This is a genomic window from Pseudomonas sp. FP1762, assembly GCF_030687105.1.
Taxonomy (GTDB): Bacteria; Pseudomonadota; Gammaproteobacteria; order Pseudomonadales; family Pseudomonadaceae; genus Aquipseudomonas; species Aquipseudomonas siliginis.
This window is the reverse complement of record NZ_CP117458.1, coordinates 458,009-474,360: the sequence shown is the minus strand read 5'-3', so window position 1 is coordinate 474,360 and position 16,352 is coordinate 458,009. Positions and strand designations below refer to the sequence as shown.

The 16,352-nt window shown below is 63.3% G+C and carries 17 protein-coding genes; all 17 read left to right on the top strand.

The window, feature by feature from the left end; translation table 11 throughout:
- Window positions 1–4 precede the first annotated feature (4 nt).
- Genes PSH90_RS02070 through PSH90_RS01990 form a run of 17 tightly spaced genes read left to right on the top strand, consistent with a single transcriptional unit; the run spans window position 5 to window position 16,332 of the window.
- Complete coding sequence (locus PSH90_RS02070; RefSeq protein ID WP_056787400.1) at window positions 5–259, top strand: acyl carrier protein; 255 nt, start codon at window positions 5–7, stop codon at window positions 257–259.
- Window positions 256–801, top strand: coding sequence for a hypothetical protein (locus PSH90_RS02065; RefSeq protein ID WP_305382050.1), 546 nt, complete (start codon window positions 256–258; stop codon window positions 799–801). The genes PSH90_RS02070 and PSH90_RS02065 overlap by 4 nt, the downstream gene beginning before the upstream one ends.
- A complete protein-coding gene (locus PSH90_RS02060) occupies window positions 798–2,477 on the top strand; it encodes an acyl-CoA synthetase family protein (RefSeq protein ID WP_305382049.1) in 1,680 nt (559 codons plus the stop codon). The genes PSH90_RS02065 and PSH90_RS02060 overlap by 4 nt, the downstream gene beginning before the upstream one ends.
- Window positions 2,470–3,204, top strand: a complete 735-nt coding sequence (locus PSH90_RS02055; protein ID WP_041477593.1) for a glycosyltransferase family 2 protein — start codon at window positions 2,470–2,472, stop codon at window positions 3,202–3,204. The genes PSH90_RS02060 and PSH90_RS02055 overlap by 8 nt, the downstream gene beginning before the upstream one ends.
- A complete protein-coding gene (locus tag PSH90_RS02050) occupies window positions 3,201–4,148 on the top strand; it encodes a glycosyl transferase (RefSeq protein ID WP_252868665.1) in 948 nt (315 codons plus the stop codon). Before PSH90_RS02055 ends, PSH90_RS02050 begins: the two co-directional genes overlap by 4 nt.
- The gene (gene hutH / locus PSH90_RS02045; RefSeq protein WP_095181015.1) at window positions 4,129–5,673 is read left to right on the top strand and encodes a histidine ammonia-lyase; all 1,545 of its coding nucleotides are present in this window, start codon (window positions 4,129–4,131) and stop codon (window positions 5,671–5,673) included. Before PSH90_RS02050 ends, hutH begins: the two co-directional genes overlap by 20 nt.
- Complete coding sequence (locus PSH90_RS02040; protein ID WP_305382048.1) at window positions 5,666–6,091, top strand: thioesterase family protein; 426 nt, start codon at window positions 5,666–5,668, stop codon at window positions 6,089–6,091. Before hutH ends, PSH90_RS02040 begins: the two co-directional genes overlap by 8 nt.
- On the top strand, window positions 6,088–6,690 hold the full coding sequence (locus tag PSH90_RS02035; RefSeq protein WP_305382047.1) for an outer membrane lipoprotein carrier protein LolA: 603 nt from the start codon (window positions 6,088–6,090) through the stop codon (window positions 6,688–6,690). The genes PSH90_RS02040 and PSH90_RS02035 overlap by 4 nt, the downstream gene beginning before the upstream one ends.
- Window positions 6,674–9,004 carry an MMPL family transporter gene (locus PSH90_RS02030; protein ID WP_305382046.1) on the top strand — a complete coding sequence of 777 codons (2,331 nt, stop codon included), beginning with the start codon at window positions 6,674–6,676 and terminating at the stop codon, window positions 9,002–9,004. Before PSH90_RS02035 ends, PSH90_RS02030 begins: the two co-directional genes overlap by 17 nt.
- Window positions 9,001–10,164 (top strand): sodium:proton antiporter, encoded by a 1,164-nt coding sequence (locus PSH90_RS02025; RefSeq protein WP_305382045.1) that lies wholly within the window; start codon window positions 9,001–9,003, stop codon window positions 10,162–10,164. The genes PSH90_RS02030 and PSH90_RS02025 overlap by 4 nt, the downstream gene beginning before the upstream one ends.
- Window positions 10,151–11,398: an NAD(P)/FAD-dependent oxidoreductase gene (locus PSH90_RS02020; RefSeq protein WP_041477586.1), complete on the top strand. Its 1,248-nt coding sequence runs from the start codon at window positions 10,151–10,153 to the stop codon at window positions 11,396–11,398. The genes PSH90_RS02025 and PSH90_RS02020 overlap by 14 nt, the downstream gene beginning before the upstream one ends.
- Window positions 11,395–12,120, top strand: a complete 726-nt coding sequence (locus tag PSH90_RS02015) for a class I SAM-dependent methyltransferase (RefSeq protein ID WP_125925750.1) — start codon at window positions 11,395–11,397, stop codon at window positions 12,118–12,120. The genes PSH90_RS02020 and PSH90_RS02015 overlap by 4 nt, the downstream gene beginning before the upstream one ends.
- Window positions 12,120–12,731, top strand: a complete 612-nt coding sequence (locus tag PSH90_RS02010; protein WP_177327007.1) for a hypothetical protein — start codon at window positions 12,120–12,122, stop codon at window positions 12,729–12,731. The genes PSH90_RS02015 and PSH90_RS02010 overlap by 1 nt, the downstream gene beginning before the upstream one ends.
- On the top strand, window positions 12,728–13,924 hold the full coding sequence (locus PSH90_RS02005) for a beta-ketoacyl-[acyl-carrier-protein] synthase family protein (protein ID WP_305382043.1): 1,197 nt from the start codon (window positions 12,728–12,730) through the stop codon (window positions 13,922–13,924). Before PSH90_RS02010 ends, PSH90_RS02005 begins: the two co-directional genes overlap by 4 nt.
- Complete coding sequence (locus PSH90_RS02000) at window positions 13,921–14,385, top strand: hotdog family protein (RefSeq protein WP_305382042.1); 465 nt, start codon at window positions 13,921–13,923, stop codon at window positions 14,383–14,385. The genes PSH90_RS02005 and PSH90_RS02000 overlap by 4 nt, the downstream gene beginning before the upstream one ends.
- A complete protein-coding gene (fabG, locus tag PSH90_RS01995; RefSeq protein ID WP_016772040.1) occupies window positions 14,378–15,106 on the top strand; it encodes a 3-oxoacyl-ACP reductase FabG in 729 nt (242 codons plus the stop codon). Before PSH90_RS02000 ends, fabG begins: the two co-directional genes overlap by 8 nt.
- A complete protein-coding gene (locus PSH90_RS01990; protein ID WP_150741717.1) occupies window positions 15,106–16,332 on the top strand; it encodes a beta-ketoacyl-ACP synthase in 1,227 nt (408 codons plus the stop codon). The genes fabG and PSH90_RS01990 overlap by 1 nt, the downstream gene beginning before the upstream one ends.
- The last annotated feature ends 20 nt before the right edge of the window (window positions 16,333–16,352 follow it).

The following is a 16,352-nucleotide window of genomic DNA, read 5'->3' as shown; positions in this document are numbered from 1 at the left end:
GACCATGCAAACTCGTGACGATATTTTCAACACCCTGCGCGATGCCCTGGTCGAGCTGTTCGAGCTGGATCCGGCCCGTGTGAACCTAGAGTCCAATCTGTATCAGGATCTGGAAATCGACAGCATCGATGCGGTCGACCTGATCGATCACATCAAACGCCAGACCGGCAAGAAAATCGCCGCCGAAGAGTTCAAATCGGTGCGCACCGTCGGTGACGTGGTCGAGGCGGTGTTCCGTCTGGTTCAACCGGCCGCATGAGCCGACTGATCGGCCTGGGCCTGCTGCTGGCCGGTCTGCTGTACCCCTTTGCGGTGTATTTCGGCATGGAGCATTTCGCCCCGTGGCAATTTGCGCTGCTGTTGGGCAGCCTGTGGCTGGCGCGAGCCCTGACCGGCGAACGCAAGCCTGGCAGCCTGTCGATGGCGTGCGTGGCGATGGTGTTCTGCCTGCTGCTGGCGGTGTTCGACAGCCCGCAGCTGCTGCGCTGGTACCCGGTGCTGATCAGCGCATTCATGCTGGTGCTGTTCGGCGCAAGCCTGAAATTCGGCCCGCCGATGGTCGAGCGTCTGGCGCGCTTGCGTGAGCCGGAGCTGCCGCAGGTTGCCATTCGCTACACGCGCAAGGTGACGCTGGCCTGGAGCGTGTTTTTCTTCTGCAACGGTTTGTGCGCCGCCCTCCTCACCCTGTGGGCGCCGCTGGATTGGTGGATGTTGTACACCGGCCTGATCTCCTACGGATTGATCGGCCTGATGTTTGCCATTGAATGGCTGATACGACAACGGGTAAGAGGCCGTACATGAATTGGATAAAACTTGAGCAGCTGTTGCTCAAGGCACTGCCGGCACGGGCGATCTGCCAGGCGCCGGCACTCGATCACACGCAACTGCGAGCGCAGGCCCTGAGCGTCGCCGCGGGTCTGCAAAGCCAAGGCGTGAAAAGGCTGGCCGTGCATCTGGAAGATGCCGCCGACCTCGCCATCGCCCTGCTCGGCGCGTGGCGTGCCGGCGTCAGCGTGTTGCTGCCGGCGGATCTGCAAGCGCAGACGCGTCAGCGCTGGTCGCAGGAAGTCGATCTATGGCTGACCGATCAATCAGGCGATGCACAGCTGGACGACTTCACTCAGCCCGAACTGCCCGGTGCACAACTGGATCTCGATCAATGCCGACTGAGCCTGTGCACTTCCGGCTCCAGCGGCGAACCCAAGCGCATCGACAAGACCCTGCGCCAATTGGCCAACGAGGTCGAAGCGCTGGAACAGTTGTGGGGCGCTGATCTCGATGAAGCCTGCATCATCGGCAGTGTCGCCACCCAACACATCTATGGCCTGCTGTTTCGCGTGTTGTGGCCATTGTGCGCCGGGCGCCCGTTCGTGCGCCGGCAACTGGCGTTCTCCGAAGACTTGCAGCGCGCCAGCCGCGAATACCCGGCCTTCGCCTGGGTCGCCAGCCCGGCGCTGCTCAAGCGCATGGGCGACAACCTCGACTGGCCGGCCCTGAGCGCGGTGCGCCGGGTGTTTTCCTCCGGGGGCGCGTTGCCGTCGGAAGCGGCGCAAAGCCTGCAACAGCGCTTGCAGCAATGGCCGACGGAAATCCTCGGCAGCTCGGAAACTGGCGGCATCGCCTGGCGTCAGGGCGAGTCGTTGTGGCGGCCGTTTGCTGGCGTCGAACTGAGCCAGGACAGCGACGGCGCCCTGCTTATTTCTTCGCCTTATCTGCCTGCCGGCCACGTCGAACACAGCGCCGACGCCGCACGCATTGCCACCGATGGTCGCTTCGAACTGCTGGGGAGACTGGACCGCATCGTCAAACTGGAAGAAAAACGCATCTCGTTGCCGATGCTTGAGCAAGCCTTGGCAGCCCATGACTGGGTCGCCGAAGCGCGCCTCGGTGTCGTGCAGGAAAACCGCGCCTCGCTTGGTGCGCTGCTGGTGCTCAGCGAATCGGGTCTGTTCGCCCTGCGCGAGCACGGCCGCCGTGAACTGACCGAAACCCTGCGCAAACATCTGAGCCAACATTGCGAAGCCCTCGCCCTGCCCCGGCGCTGGCGCCTGCTGCGGCAAATGCCGTTGAACAGCCAGGGCAAACTGGCGCAAGCCGACGTCGAAGCGTTGCTGCTGGCCGCGCGACCCAAAGCCCCCGAAGTGCTGGAGCAAAGCGCAAGCGACGGCGAGTGGAGCCTGCAACTCAGCGTGCCGCCGGATCTGGCCTACTTCAGCGGGCATTTTCCCAAGGCGCCGGTTTTGCCCGGCGTAGTGCAGGTGGAGTGGGCGCTGAATCTGGGTCGGCAGTTGCTGAAGCTGGACGGCGCGTTTGCCGGAATGGAAGTGCTGAAATTCCAGCAACTGGTGCGCCCGGGTGATGAAATCCAGCTGCATCTGCGTTTCGATGCCGAGCGCGGCAAGTTGTATTTCGCTTATCGCAATGACACGGCGACCTGTTCCAGCGGACGCATTCTCCTGGGGCCTGCCCATGCATAACCCCTGCGCCGTAATCCCGGTATACAACCACGAAACCGCGATCACCACCGTGGTCGATGCCCTGCTTGCACAAGGTCTGCCGTGCATTCTGGTGGACGATGCCAGCGAGCCGTCCTGCGCGCGGGTGCTCGACACCCTGTCCGAGCGCGACAGGGTTTTTCTGGTGCGCCTGACGGCCAATCAGGGCAAGGGCGGCGCGGTGATGACCGGTCTGCGTGAGGCCTCGCGTCTGGGTTACAGCCATGCCTTGCAGGTCGATGCCGACGGCCAGCACGATTTGCATGACGTCGCGCGCTTCGTCGGCGAATCCCGCGGCCATCCCGAGGCGATGATCTGTGGCTATCCGCTGTTCGACGAGAGCGTGCCGAAAGGGCGTTTGTACGCGCGCTACCTGACCCACGTGATGGTCTGGATCAACACTCTGTCATTGCAGATTCGCGATTCGATGTGCGGCTTCCGTGTTTATCCGCTGGCGCCGACTCTGGCCGTGATCGACTCGGCCAAGGTCGGCAAGCGCATGGATTTCGACTCGGACATTCTTGTGCGGCTGGCCTGGCGCAATCAGCCGATGCGCTGGCTGCAGACCAGCGTGCATTACCCGCTGGACGGCGTGTCGCACTTTCGCCTGTTCCACGACAACGCGCTGATTTCCAGCATGCACACGCGGCTGTTTTTCGGCATGTTGCTGCGTTGGCCGGTGATCCTCTGGCGGCGGTGGAAACCATGAGCGAAGAAGTCGACAAGAAGCACTGGGCCGACCGCGAAGAGCGCGGCAGTTTCCTGCTGATGAAATTCACCGCGTTCGCCGCCAAAGTCCTCGGACGGCGCCTGCTCAGCCCGTTGCTGTACGGCATCGTCCTGTATTTTTTCCTCTTCGGCCGCGTCGCCCGGCGCAGTGCCTGGCAGTACCAGCAGCGGCTGGCTGAGTGGAGCCGGCGCGACGACCTGCGCCCGAGCCACTGGCGGGTGTTTGGCCAGTTCATGACCTTTGCCGATTCGCTGCTCGACAAGCTCGACGTGTGGAACGGCAAGCTGAGCATCGAGCAGATCGAAATCATCGACCCGGCGCTGCTGCGCAAGCAGTTGCGCGGCAGTCGCGGGCAACTGCTGGTCGGCGCGCATCTGGGCAATCTCGAAGTGTGCCGGGCGCTGGCGGAGATCGGCGAAAAGGTCACCATGAACGTGCTGGTGCACACCAAGCACGCCGAGCAATTCAATCGCCTGCTCGGCGAGGCCGGGGCGACCAATCTGCGCCTGATTCAGGTCAGCGAACTCGACCCGGTGATCATGCTGCAACTGCACGAACGGCTGGAACGCGGCGAGTGGCTGGCGATTGCCGGTGACCGCGTGCCGCTGCACGGCGGGCGCAGCGTGACGGTGGACTTTCTCGGCCATCCGGCGCCATTTCCGCAAGGCCCGTGGTTGCTGGCCGGCCTGCTCAAGTGCCCGGTCAATCTGCTGATGTGCCTCAAGCAACCCGACGGCCACTATCGCCTGACCCTTGAACCGTTCGCCGAGGCGGTGGTGTGGACACGCCGCGAGCGCGAGCAGGTCATTCATCAGTGGGCCACTCGCTACGCGCAGCGCCTGAGTCACTATTGCCTCGAAGCCCCGCAGCAATGGTTCAACTTTTACCCTTTCTGGAAGACCGATGACGACGCCAACCCATGAGCCGGTAACCTTCGGCGAACGCCCTTTGCGCATCGAAGACGTGCTGGCCCTGGCCAACCGTCAGGCGCCCGTGCAGTTACAGGCTGACGCCGACTATCGCGAGCGCATCGCCAAAGGCGCGCGGTTTCTCGATTCGCTGCTGGACAAGGAAGGCGTGATCTACGGCGTCACCACCGGTTACGGCGATTCCTGCGTGGTCGCGGTGCCGCTGCATCACGTCGAGGCGCTGCCGCGTCATCTCTACACTTTTCATGGTTGCGGCCTGGGCAAACTGCTCGACGCGCAGGCGACCCGCGCGGTGCTGGCGGCGCGCTTGCAGTCGTTGTGTCACGGCGTTTCCGGGGTGCGCGTCGAACTGCTCGAGCGTCTGCACGCGTTTCTCGAATACGACATCCTGCCGCTGATTCCCGAAGAGGGTTCGGTGGGTGCCAGCGGCGATCTGACGCCGCTGTCCTATGTCGCCGCAACCCTGTCCGGCGAGCGCGAAGTGCTGTTCCGTGGCGAACGTCGTCAGGCTGCCGACGTGCATCGCGAGCTCGGCTGGACACCGCTGGTGCTGCGTCCGAAAGAGGCGCTGGCGCTGATGAACGGCACAGCGGTGATGACCGGCCTCGCCTGCCTCGCCTTCGCTCGCGCCGATTATCTGCTGCAACTGGCCACGCGCATCACCGCGCTCAACGTCGTCGCGCTGCAAGGCAACCCGGAGCACTTCGACGAACGTCTGTTCGCCGCCAAACCGCACCCGGGGCAGATGCAGGTCGCCGCGTGGCTGCGCAAGGATCTGGCGATCGACGCGCCGACCGCGCCACTGCATCGTCTGCAGGATCGTTACTCGCTGCGTTGCGCGCCGCATGTTCTCGGCGTGTTGGCCGACAGCCTGAACTGGCTGCGCGGCTTCATCGAAACCGAGCTGAACAGCGCCAACGACAACCCGATCATCGATGCCGAAGCCGAGCGTGTTCTGCATGGCGGGCACTTCTACGGCGGGCACATTGCGTTCGCTATGGACAGCCTGAAAAACCTCGTGGCCAACGTCGCCGATCTGCTCGATCGGCAATTGGCGTTGCTGGTCGACGAGCGCTACAACCACGGCTTGCCGAGCAACCTCTCCGGCGCGCCAGCCGATCGGGCCATGATCAACCACGGCTTCAAAGCGGTGCAGATCGGCACCAGCGCCTGGACCGCCGAAGCGCTGAAAAACACCATGCCGGCCAGCGTGTTCTCGCGCTCCACCGAGTGCCACAACCAGGACAAGGTGAGCATGGGCACCATCGCCGCCCGTGATGCGATTCGCGTGCTGGAGCTGACCGAACAGGTCGCCGCCGCCACGCTGCTCGCCGCCAATCAGGGCGTGTGGCTGCGCGCTCAAGCCGCCGATGCGCGCCCGCTGCCGCCGGCACTGGCAGCGATGCACGAAGAACTCGGCAAGGACTTCCCGCCGGTCATCGAAGACCGCGCGCTGGAAGGCGAACTGCGCCTGTGCCTGCAACGCATCGCCGCGCAACACTGGAGGCTGCATGCGTAGTGCCGGAGTGCTTCACGCCGATACCGAGATTCTCGTGCCGTTTTTCGACGTCGACACCATGCACGTGGTCTGGCACGGCCATTACGTCAAATACCTCGAAGTGGCGCGCTGCGCGTTGCTGGACAAGATCGGCCACAACTACACGCACATGGTCGAGTCGGGTTACGCCTGGCCGATCATCGATCTGCAATTGCGCTACGTGCGCAGCGCGGTGTTCGGCCAACGGCTGAACGTGCGCGCCAGCCTGATCGAGTGGGAAAACCGTCTGAAGATCAATTATCTGATCAGCGACCTGCAGACCGGCGAGCGCCTGACCCGCGCAAGCTCTGTGCAAGTCGCTGTGGAAGTCAGCAGCCGCGAGATGCAACTGGCCTCACCCGAAGTCTTCACCGATGCCGTGGAAAGGATGCTGCGATGAATGTGTTGTTCAAAAGCCTTGGCGCGTTGGCGCTGCTGGCCGTGTCGTCATGGGCCTATGCCTTCGACCTGCAACAACTCAGTGAACAACTGGCGAAACCGGATGTTATCCACGGCCAGTTCACTCAGGAAAAACACCTGCGCGCCCTGCCGCAGCCGCTGATCAGCAAGGGCAGCTTCGTCCTCGCGAAAAATCATGGCCTGCTGTGGCTGTTGAAAACCCCGCTGCAACAGGATTACCGCATCACCGCCAATGGCATCGCCCGCCGTGACACCAATGGCTGGCAACTGCTGCCGAACAAGAGCGCCGGTGCCGAGCAGAACCGTTTGTTCCTCGCCGTGCTGCAAGGTGACAGCAGCGGTTTGCAGCGCGATTTCGAACTGGCCCTGAGCGGCACGGCGCAGCAGTGGCAACTGACTCTGACGCCGCGCTCGATGCTGCTCAAGCAAGTGTTCCAGCAGATCAATATCGACGGCGGTACTCTGGTGCAAACCATCGAACTGCTGGAAACCCAAGGCGACAGCACACTGCTACGCATGCAGGACAGCACGGCCGAGCAACCCTTGAGCGAAGCGGAGCAACATGACTTTGCCGAGTGAACGCAAGCTGCCCTGGCTGTTTCTGAGCCTGCTGCTGGCCGTCGTCGCGCTGGCTGCCTGGCAGTGGCGCGACGGTGCGCCGCTGTCGGCCAATCTCATGGAGCTGGTACCCGGGACCAATCCAGACGCGCTGGAGTTGCGCGCCGAACAGCGCATGCAAGAACCGCTCAATCGCGAAATGCTGGTGCTGGTCGGCCACGCCGATCGCCAGCAAGCGCTGACCATGGCTCAACAACTGGGCGAACAATGGCAGGCCAGCGGTCTGTTCGAAACCGTGCAGTGGAACCTGCAAGCCGACTTGCCGGCGCTGCGCAAGCAATTGCTGCAAGGACGCCTTGCGATGCTCTCGGCGGATGATCGGCAGCTACTCAGCAAGCACCCCGACGCGTTCATCCAGCAGCGAGTACAGGCGCTGTTCGATCCGTTCAACGGCTTTACCCTGGTGCCGAGCCAGGACGATTGGCTGGGCCTGACCGGACGCATCCAGAACAGCCAGCCGAAACATGGCGCAGTGCAACTGGACATTGGCAGCGGCGCACTGGTCGCCGATGCCGACGGCAAGAGCTGGGTGATGTTGCGTGCGCGCACCACCGGCAACGCCTTCGACATGAACCTGCCGTTGCAAGTGGCAGAGCTACTCAAGCACAGCCGCGAACAAGCGGCGCAAAGCGATGTGCAGTTGCTCGCCGCCAGTGGCCTGCTCTACGCCGCCAACGGTCAGCAACAGGCCACCCGGGAGATGACCTGGGTCGGCGGCGGCGCAACGGTCGGCATTCTGCTGTTGCTGCTGTTGGCGTTTCGCCGCTGGGGCGTGCTGCTGGCATTTGTTCCGGTGCTGGTCGGCATGCTGTTCGGCGCGGTGGCCTGCGTGGCGCTGTTCGGCCACATGCATGTGATGACGCTGGTACTCGGTTCGAGTCTGATCGGCGTCGCCGTCGATTACCCGCTGCACTATCTGTCCAAAAGCTGGAGTCTCAAGCCGTGGCGCAGCTGGCCGGCCCTGCGCCTGACCTTGCCGGGGCTGACCCTGAGCCTGATCACCAGCGTTATCGGCTATCTGGCGCTGGCCTGGACACCGTTCCCGGCGCTGACGCAGATCGCCGTGTTCTCCGCCGCCGGCTTGCTCGGTGCCTATCTGTCGGCGGTCTGCCTGCTGCCGGCGCTGCTGAAAAATGTTCAACTGCGCCCGGCGCAATGGCCGCTGCGCCTGGCCGAGCGCCTGATTCATCTGCGTGAGGCGCTGCTCGGTTGCATTCGCACGCCCGCGCTGCTGGCGCTGCTGATTGCCTTCTGCATCGGCGGCTTGATGCAGTTGCAGAGCAAAAACGACATTCGCCAATGGGTTGGCGCGCCGCAGCATCTGACCGACGAAGCGCAGACCATCGCGCGCATCACCGGTTTTCAACCGACCAGCCAGTTTTTCCTCGTCCGCGCGGCCAATCAGGAGCAATTGCTCGAGCGCCAGGCAGCGCTGAGCGAGCGCCTGCAGCAACTGGTCAACCTCGACAAGCTGCAAGGCTATCTGGCCCTCGATCAACTGGTCAGCGCGCCGAGCCAGCAACAGCAAGTGCGCGAATCACTGAACAAGCTGCCGTCATTCTGGCAACCGCTGCTCGATCTCGGCGTGCCAGCGACGGCGTTGCAAAACGAATTGCAGCAATTGCAGACCCTGCCCGCCGAAGACATTGACGCCGCGCTGGCCGGCCCGCTCGGCGAGCCGTATCGCACGCTATGGCTTGGCCCGACTGAAGACGGCGTCGCAGCAATCACCAGCCTGCAGGGCTTGAACAATCCGTCATTGCTGCGCGTGCAGGCACTCGATTTGCCGGGAGTGGTGCTGGTCGATCGCCTCGGTGACCTGAACAAGGTGTTCGCCGCCACGCAGATCAGCGCCGCCGAACTGAAACTGGCCTCCTGCGTGTTGATCGTGCTGGTGCTGATGCTGCCGTTCGGCCTGACCGGCGCCCTGCGTATCGTCGCCCTGCCGCTGCTGGCGGCGCTGTGCAGTCTGGCCAGCCTTGGCTGGCTCGGTCAGCCGCTGACCCTGTTCAGCCTGTTCGGCCTGCTGTTGGTGACGGCGATCAGTGTCGATTACGCAATCCTCATGCGCGAACAGGTCGGCGGCGCAGCGGTAAGTCTGCTCGGCACCTTGCTCGCCGCCGTCACCACGTGGCTATCGTTCGGCCTGCTGGCGGTTTCCAGTACGCCGGCGGTGAGCAATTTCGGCCTGTCGGTGAGCCTCGGCCTGGCGTTCAGCTTCATGCTCGCGCCGTGGGCCGGGCGCCATGAACCGGTTGCGGAGACAAGCGCATGATGGTCTTCGGCTTCTGGTTGCTGGCCTTGGCGCTGTTCGCCTTGGCGACCCGGGTCGGCCGTCACTTCGGCCTGATTCCGATCGTCAGTCAGTTGCTGCTGGCGAGCTTCGGTTTGCCGTTGCTGATGTATTTCTGGATCGAGCCGGGCTGGCAGCTCAGCGGCGCACAACTGATCGCTCCGGACTGGCTGAAAGATCTCTACAGCCTGAGCTTCGCCTTGCTGCTCGGGCACATCCTCAGTGATGTCATCGATCTGCGTCTGGATCGCCAGAGCGTCAAAATCGCTATACCGAGTTTCGCTGTGCCGTTCGCTTGCGGGCTGGCGGTCGCGTACTGGTTGCTGCCGGCGCAGCCGTGGCTCAGCGCACTGGCCATCGGACTGGTCTTCGCCATTACCGCGATCCCGGTGTTGTACCTGTACCTGCGTCACATCGATTACCCGCCCGCTGCCACCCGGCGTCTGGTGCAAACCGCGATCCTTATCGATCTGACCTGCTGGACGCTGTTCGGCCTCGCCCAGGGCAGCCTGCACCTGAGCAGCCTGCTGCTGCCCGTGGCCATGGCCGGCGTGCCGCTGCTTTTGCACCTGCTGCGCGTTCGTCGCCCGCTGACTTACAGCCTCGGCTTCTTCGCGTTGCTGGTCATGGCCGAGCATTACAAACTCAACGCGCTGATTTTCGGCATCGGCTATCTGCTGTGCATGGCGCTGCTGAAAGTGCCGTTGGTGCTGCCGTTGCCGGCACGCTGGATGAGCCGTTTGCAGACGTGGATCGCAATCCCGCTGATCCTCACGTTCGGCATCGTCCAGATCGACGTCCACAGCGCCCTCGCCGGCCTCGACGCCGGGCAATGGGCGGCGCTGCTGCTGTTGCCGATTGCCAGTAAACTGCTCGGCAACTGGCTCGGCCTCGGTTGGGCTGGAGCCTCGTTCGCGGGTGCCAGCCGCTGGCGCGAAAGCGTACTGCTGAACATTCGCGGCCTGAGCGAAATCGTCTTTCTCAATCTGTTGTTGCAACAACAGCTCATCACCCCGGCGCTGTATTTCGCGCTGATGCTGATGGGCCTGATCGCGACGCTGCTGCCGGCCCTGATCGGCCTGCATCGCGCGCCCCTGAATCTGAACAGTCCTCTGCCCCGGAGCTCACGTGCCAATCGTTGAAATGGAATCCCGTCAGGTCGTGATCATCGGTGCCGGCCCGTCCGGTGCTATCGCCGCTGCCCTGCTCAAGCGCAAGGGCCACGATGTGCTGGTGCTCGAGCGCCAGCACTTCCCACGCTTCTCCATCGGCGAAAGCCTGCTCAGCCACTGCCTGGACTTCGTTGAAGAAGCCGGCATGCTCGACGCCGTCAACGCCGCCGGGTTCCAGCGCAAGACCGGCGCGGCGTTTGCCTGGGGCGAGCGCTACAGCGCCTTCGATTTTGGCGACACTTTCACCGCCGGCAAGCCGACCACGTTCCAGGTGCAGCGCGCCGATTTCGACAAGTTGCTGGCCGATCAAGCAGCATTGCAAGGTGCGGAAATCCGTTATGGCGATGCGATTGTCAGCGTCGATTTCGATCAGGCGAAACCACAACTCGATGTGCGCCGCGAAGATGGCAGCGAGTACCGCGTCGAAGCCGATTTCGTCCTGGACGCCAGCGGCTACGGCCGCGTGCTGTCGCGCTTGCTCGACCTCGAAGCACCTTCGAATTTCCCGGTGCGTCAGGCCGTGTTCACCCATGTCGAAGATCACATCGACAACCCGGCGTTCGACCGTGAAAAGATCCTCGTCACCACCCATCCCGAGCATCGCGATGTGTGGTTCTGGACCATCCCGTTCTGCAATGGCCGCTGCTCGGTAGGCGTGGTCGCGGCTGAGGAACATTTCCGGGGTCGCGACAGCGATCTCGATGCCTGCCTGCGCAGCTTCATCGCCGAGACGCCGAGCCTCGCCGGGGTTCTGAACAACGCGGTCTGGGACACCCCGGCGCGCACCCTCGGCGGCTATGCGGCCAACGTGAAATCCCTGCACGGCCCGGGCTTCGCGCTGCTGGGCAACGCCGCAGAATTCCTTGACCCGGTATTCTCCTCCGGCGTGACCATCGCCATGCGTTCGGCGAGCATGGCTGCCGGCGTGCTGCACCGCCAGTTGCAGGGTGAAACGGTGGACTGGCAAAGCGAATTTGCCGAACCGTTGAAACGCGGCGTCGATACCTTCCGTTGCTACGTCGAAGGCTGGTACGCCGGCACCTTCCAGGACGTGATTTTCTATGAGGACAGCCAAGCGGAAATTCGCCGGATGATCTGCTCGATCCTCGCCGGTTACGCCTGGGACGAGCGCAACCCGTTCGTCAGTGAAGCGCGGCGCCGGCTGAAGATGATTTCCCAACTCTGCGCGCAGGACGCCTCATGAATTACTTGAGCGACAGTTACGTCGAGGAAACCCGCTTCGGTCTCTGGTTCTTGCGCAGCCACACCTGGCAGCACCATGTGCTGCGCGTGGCGATCAACGATTTGCGTGGATTATTCAGTGAGCCGCTGCCGGAACACCCGGTGCTGCTCGACGCCGGTTGCGGTCAGGGCAAGTCCTTCGGCCACCTGCGTCAGACCTTCGCCCCGCAGCGACTGATCGGCGTCGACGCCGACCCGCACAGTTTGCAACTCAGCGCCGAAGAGGCCACCCGCCTGGGCATGCCAGTCGAGTTGATCGGCAGCGATTGCGCCACGCTCAACGTCGCCGATGCCAGCGTCGACCTGCTGTTCTGCCACCAGACCTTCCATCATCTGGTCGAGCAGGAAAAGGCTTTGGCCGAGTTCTATCGCGTGCTCAAGCCGGGCGGCTATCTGCTGTTCGCCGAATCCACCGAGGCTTACATTGATACTTGGGTGATTCGCTGGCTGTTCCGCCATCCGATGCATGTGCAGAAGAGCGCCGCCGGCTACCTGCAGATGATCCGCGAGCAGGGCTTCGAGTTTGCCGAGCGCAATGTTTCCTACCCGTATCTGTGGTGGAGCCGGTCGAAGGATTTTGGTTTGCTGGAGCGGCTGGGGTTGAGCAAACCCAAGCCATTCGGTGAGCGCGAAGAGACGCTGGTGAATGTCGTCGCGCGCAAGCCATTGCAGGAATCTGTCTGATGTACGGCTATCGATCTGAACACCTGAAACCCTGTGGGAGCGAGCCTGCTCGCGAAAGCGGTGTATCAGTCAGCCAAAGTGGCGAATGTCAGATGGCATTCGCGAGCAGGCTCGCTCCCACAGGGTTTGCTGCATGGCTGGCGATCGTTTTGTCAGCCTTGCTGTTGAGTGCCTGCGCCAGCCAGCCACCGCTGCCAGCGGCCAACCCGACGCTGCCTCTGCCGCTGCAACTGCACATTGAGCGCGAGCAAGCCGGGCAACGTCAGGACTGGCTGCTGGTGATCCAGCGCGAAGGCGCCGGCACGCGTTGGTCGATGATGGATCCGCTGGGTATTCCCCAAGCCCGTCAGCAACTGATCGATGGGCATTGGCAGGCCGACGGTCTGCTGCCGCCCAATCCCGAGGCGCGGGAGTTGTTCGCCGCACTGCTGTTCGCCTTGACGCCTCCTGCCGAGCTGCTGCGCAATTATCCCGACGCCCGACAACAGGCCGATCAGCGTTCACTGCCGGCGCGCTGGAACATCCGCTATTCACAACCGTTGAGCTTCCAATTGAATCTGCCCCAAGGCCCGCACTATCGCGTTTCCCAGTTAGGTGAATCGACGCCATGACCGCTTACCTGAATGCCCTCGGCGTGATCTGCGCCCTGGGCCGCGACAAGTCTGAAGTCGCGCGCAATCTGTTCGCCGGCGACTGTTCGGGGATGCGCCGCGAGTCCGGCTGGGTCGCCGAACGTGAACTGCCTGTGGCCGGCGTACACGGTGAATTGGCGGCGATCCCTGCGGACCTGGTCGAGCACAGCAGTCGCAACAATCAGCTGTTGCTGGAAGCCGCGCTGCAGATTCGAGACGACATCGATCGTGCGATCCAGACCTTCGGCCGCGAGCGCATAGGCGTGGTGCTCGGCACCAGCACCTCAGGCATCGACGAGGCCAGCCGGGGTCTGGCGCATTACATCCGCGAACAGCAATTTCCCCACGAGTACGACTATCGCCAACAGGAACTCGGCGCCCCGGCGAATTTTCTCGCCGAATGGCTGCAACTGAGCGGCCCGGCCTACGTGATTTCCACCGCCTGTACCTCCAGCGCCCGCGCGCTGATGAGCGCTCAGCGCCTGCTCGATCTGCGCCTGTGCGACGCGGTACTGTGCGGCGGCGTCGACAGTCTGTGCAAGCTCACGCTGAACGGTTTCTCATCGCTGGAAGCCGTTTCAGATGAGCGCTGCAATCCGTTTTCCGCCAACCGCAACGGCATCAATATCGGCGAAGCAGCGGTGCTGTTCGTGATGAGCAAACAGCGCGGCGAAGGCCCGGGCATCGCCCTGCTGGGTGCGGGCGCCAGCTCGGATGCGCACCATATCTCCGCGCCGGAGCCGAGCGGTCGCGGCGCCCTGCAAGCCATGCAAAAAGCCCTTGGTCGCGCTCATCTGCAAGCCGCGCAAATCAACTACCTGAACCTGCACGGCACCGCCACCCAGCACAACGACGCGATGGAAAGTCTGGCGGTCGCGGCGCTGTTTCCCCAAGGCGTCGCCTGCTCGTCAACCAAGCCGCTGACCGGCCACACCCTCGGCGCGGCTGGCGCGCTGGAAGCGGCGTTCTGCTGGCTGAGCCTGAGTGCCGACAACCCTGAGCAGGCGTTACCGCCGCATATCTGGGACGGCCAGGCCGATCCCGCGCTGCCGCCACTCAAGTGGGTGACCGTGAGCGAACGCCTGACGTCCATTGCACCGCGCTACCTGATGAGCAACTCGTTTGCCTTCGGCGGCAACAACGTCAGCCTGATTATCGGAGACGCACCATGAGCCACTGGCCGCTCGCCGAACTGCTGCCGCATGCCGGCGACATGATCCTGATCGACGCCATCGAGCGCTTCGATGACGAGCAGATTTTCACTCGCCTCACGGTCAAGCCCGACGGCCTGTTCAACCTGCCCGACGGCAGCCTGCCGGCGTGGGTCGGCGTTGAACTGATGGCGCAGAGCGTCGCCGCTTTCGCCGGTTGCCACGCCCGGCAAAAAGGCAATCCGCCGGAGCTGGGCTTTCTCCTCGGCACGCGCAAATTCGAGTGCAACGTCGCAGCCTTTGTGGCCGGCAGCGAGCTGACCATCCACGGCCTGCGCTCACTGGAAGACGACAACGGCATGGGCGTATTCGAATGCCATATCCACGGCGACGGCATACATGCCAGCGCCCGGCTGAACGTGTTCCGTCCGCCGCAAGCCAACCAATATCTGCAACAGACACAGGAGTCGCACGATGACTGAATCCGTACTGGTCACCGGCTCCAGCCGTGGCATCGGCCGCGCCATTGCCTTGCGTCTGGCGCAAGCCGGGCACGACATCGTCCTGCATTGCCGCAGCGGCATGACCGAAGCCCAAGCGGTGCAGGCCGAAATCGAAGCATTGGGTCGCCGCGCACGCATTCTGCAATTCGACGTCGCCGACCGTGAAACCTGCAAAAGCATTCTCGAAGCCGATGTCGAAAACCATGGCGCCTATTACGGCGTGGTACTCAACGCCGGGCTGACTCGCGACGGCGCGTTTCCGGCGCTGAGCGATGACGATTGGGACGTGGTCCTGCGCACCAACCTCGACGGTTTCTACAACGTTCTGCACCCGGTGATGATGCCGATGATCCGTCGTCGCGCCGCCGGGCGCATCGTCTGCATCACCTCGGTGTCGGGCCTGATCGGCAACCGTGGCCAAGTCAATTACAGCGCCTCGAAGGCCGGCGTGATCGGTGCGGCAAAGGCATTGGCGATCGAGCTGGGCAAGCGCAAAATCACCGTTAACTGCGTCGCCCCTGGCCTGATCGACACGGCCATGCTCGACGAAAACGTGCCGGTGGAGGAACTGATGAAAATGATCCCCGCGCAACGCATGGGCACCCCTGAAGAAGTGGCCGCTGCGGTGAATTTCCTGATGTCGGCGGAAGCCTCGTACATCACCCGCCAGGTGCTGGCGGTCAACGGAGGCCTGTGCTGATGAAGCGCGTCGTCGTCACCGGCATGGCCGGCATCACCTCGCTGGGCAGCGACTGGCCGACCATCGCCGGCAATTTCGCGGCCAATCGCAGCGGCATTCGCCGGATGGACGAGTGGGATCGCTTCACTGAGCTCAACACGCGTCTGGCCGGGCCTATCGATGATTTTCTCGTACCGTCGCACTGGACCCGCAAGCAATTGCGCAGCATGGGCCGGGTTTCGCGACTGGCGGTCGGCGCAGCAGAAAAGGCTCTGGCCGATGCTGGCCTGCTCGGTGACGAATCGATCAAGGACGGGCGCATGGGCGTCGCTTGTGGTTCATCTACCGGTAGCACTGACGAGATCAAAGCGTTCGGCAACATGCTGCTCAACTCGGTGGCCGAGGGGCTCAACGCCAACTCCTATGTGCGGATGATGCCGCACACCACCGCCGCCAATATCAGCATTTTCTTCGGCCTCACCGGGCGCCTGATCCCGACCTCCAGCGCCTGCACCAGCGGCAGCCAGGGCATCGGCTACGCCTACGAAGCAATCAAGTTCGGCCGCTTGCCGTTGATGCTCGCTGGCGGCGCCGAAGAGCTGTGCCCAACCGAAGCCATGGTGTTTGACGCGCTGTACGCCACCAGCTTGAAAAACGATGCACCCCAGACCAGCCCACGCCCGTACGACAAGGGCCGCGACGGTCTGGTGATTGGTGAAGGTGGCGGCATGCTGGTGCTTGAAGAGCTGGAACACGCCCTCGCCCGTGGCGCGCACATTCACGCGGAAATCGTCGGTTTCGGCAGCAACGCCGACGGCCAGCACACGACCCGCCCGGAACAGGTCACCATGCGCCGCGCCATGGAGCTGGCCTTGGAAGATGCCGGCCTCAGTCCGGACGCCATTGGCTATGTGAACGGCCACGGCACCGCGACCGAACAGGGCGACATCGCCGAAACGTTGGCCACCAGCGGCTTGTTCGGCGAACACATGCCGATCAGCTCGCAAAAGAGCTTTCTCGGCCACACCCTCGGTGCCTGCGGTGCGCTGGAGTCATGGTTCAGCATCGAGATGCTCAACAGCGACCGTTACGTGCACACCTTCAACCTCGACGAGGTCGACCCGCACTGCGGCAAGCTCGATTACCTGCGCGGCGAGTTTCGTCAGATGCACCACGATTACGTGATGAACAACAACTTCGCTTTCGGTGGCGTCAACACTTCGTTGATCTTCCGCCGCTGGGCATAACCGAATCAATCCAGGTCAAG

Excerpts from the sequence above, each read along its gene's own strand:
- PSH90_RS02065 (WP_305382050.1), top strand. The coding sequence starts at position 256 with ATGAGCCGACTGATCGGCCTGGGCCTGCTGCTGGCCGGTCTGCTGTAC.
- PSH90_RS02005 (WP_305382043.1), top strand. The coding sequence starts at position 12,728 with ATGACCGCTTACCTGAATGCCCTCGGCGTGATCTGCGCCCTGGGCCGC.
- fabG (WP_016772040.1), top strand. The coding sequence starts at position 14,378 with ATGACTGAATCCGTACTGGTCACCGGCTCCAGCCGTGGCATCGGCCGC.
- PSH90_RS02060 (WP_305382049.1), top strand. The coding sequence starts at position 798 with ATGAATTGGATAAAACTTGAGCAGCTGTTGCTCAAGGCACTGCCGGCA.
- PSH90_RS02040 (WP_305382048.1), top strand. The coding sequence starts at position 5,666 with ATGCGTAGTGCCGGAGTGCTTCACGCCGATACCGAGATTCTCGTGCCG.
- PSH90_RS01990 (WP_150741717.1), top strand. The coding sequence starts at position 15,106 with ATGAAGCGCGTCGTCGTCACCGGCATGGCCGGCATCACCTCGCTGGGC.
- PSH90_RS02025 (WP_305382045.1), top strand. The coding sequence starts at position 9,001 with ATGATGGTCTTCGGCTTCTGGTTGCTGGCCTTGGCGCTGTTCGCCTTG.
- PSH90_RS02035 (WP_305382047.1), top strand. The coding sequence starts at position 6,088 with ATGAATGTGTTGTTCAAAAGCCTTGGCGCGTTGGCGCTGCTGGCCGTG.
- PSH90_RS02070 (WP_056787400.1), top strand. The coding sequence starts at position 5 with ATGCAAACTCGTGACGATATTTTCAACACCCTGCGCGATGCCCTGGTC.
- PSH90_RS02030 (WP_305382046.1), top strand. The coding sequence starts at position 6,674 with ATGACTTTGCCGAGTGAACGCAAGCTGCCCTGGCTGTTTCTGAGCCTG.
- PSH90_RS02055 (WP_041477593.1), top strand. The coding sequence starts at position 2,470 with ATGCATAACCCCTGCGCCGTAATCCCGGTATACAACCACGAAACCGCG.
- PSH90_RS02000 (WP_305382042.1), top strand. The coding sequence starts at position 13,921 with ATGAGCCACTGGCCGCTCGCCGAACTGCTGCCGCATGCCGGCGACATG.
- hutH (WP_095181015.1), top strand. The coding sequence starts at position 4,129 with ATGACGACGCCAACCCATGAGCCGGTAACCTTCGGCGAACGCCCTTTG.
- PSH90_RS02015 (WP_125925750.1), top strand. The coding sequence starts at position 11,395 with ATGAATTACTTGAGCGACAGTTACGTCGAGGAAACCCGCTTCGGTCTC.
- PSH90_RS02010 (WP_177327007.1), top strand. The coding sequence starts at position 12,120 with ATGTACGGCTATCGATCTGAACACCTGAAACCCTGTGGGAGCGAGCCT.
- PSH90_RS02050 (WP_252868665.1), top strand. The coding sequence starts at position 3,201 with ATGAGCGAAGAAGTCGACAAGAAGCACTGGGCCGACCGCGAAGAGCGC.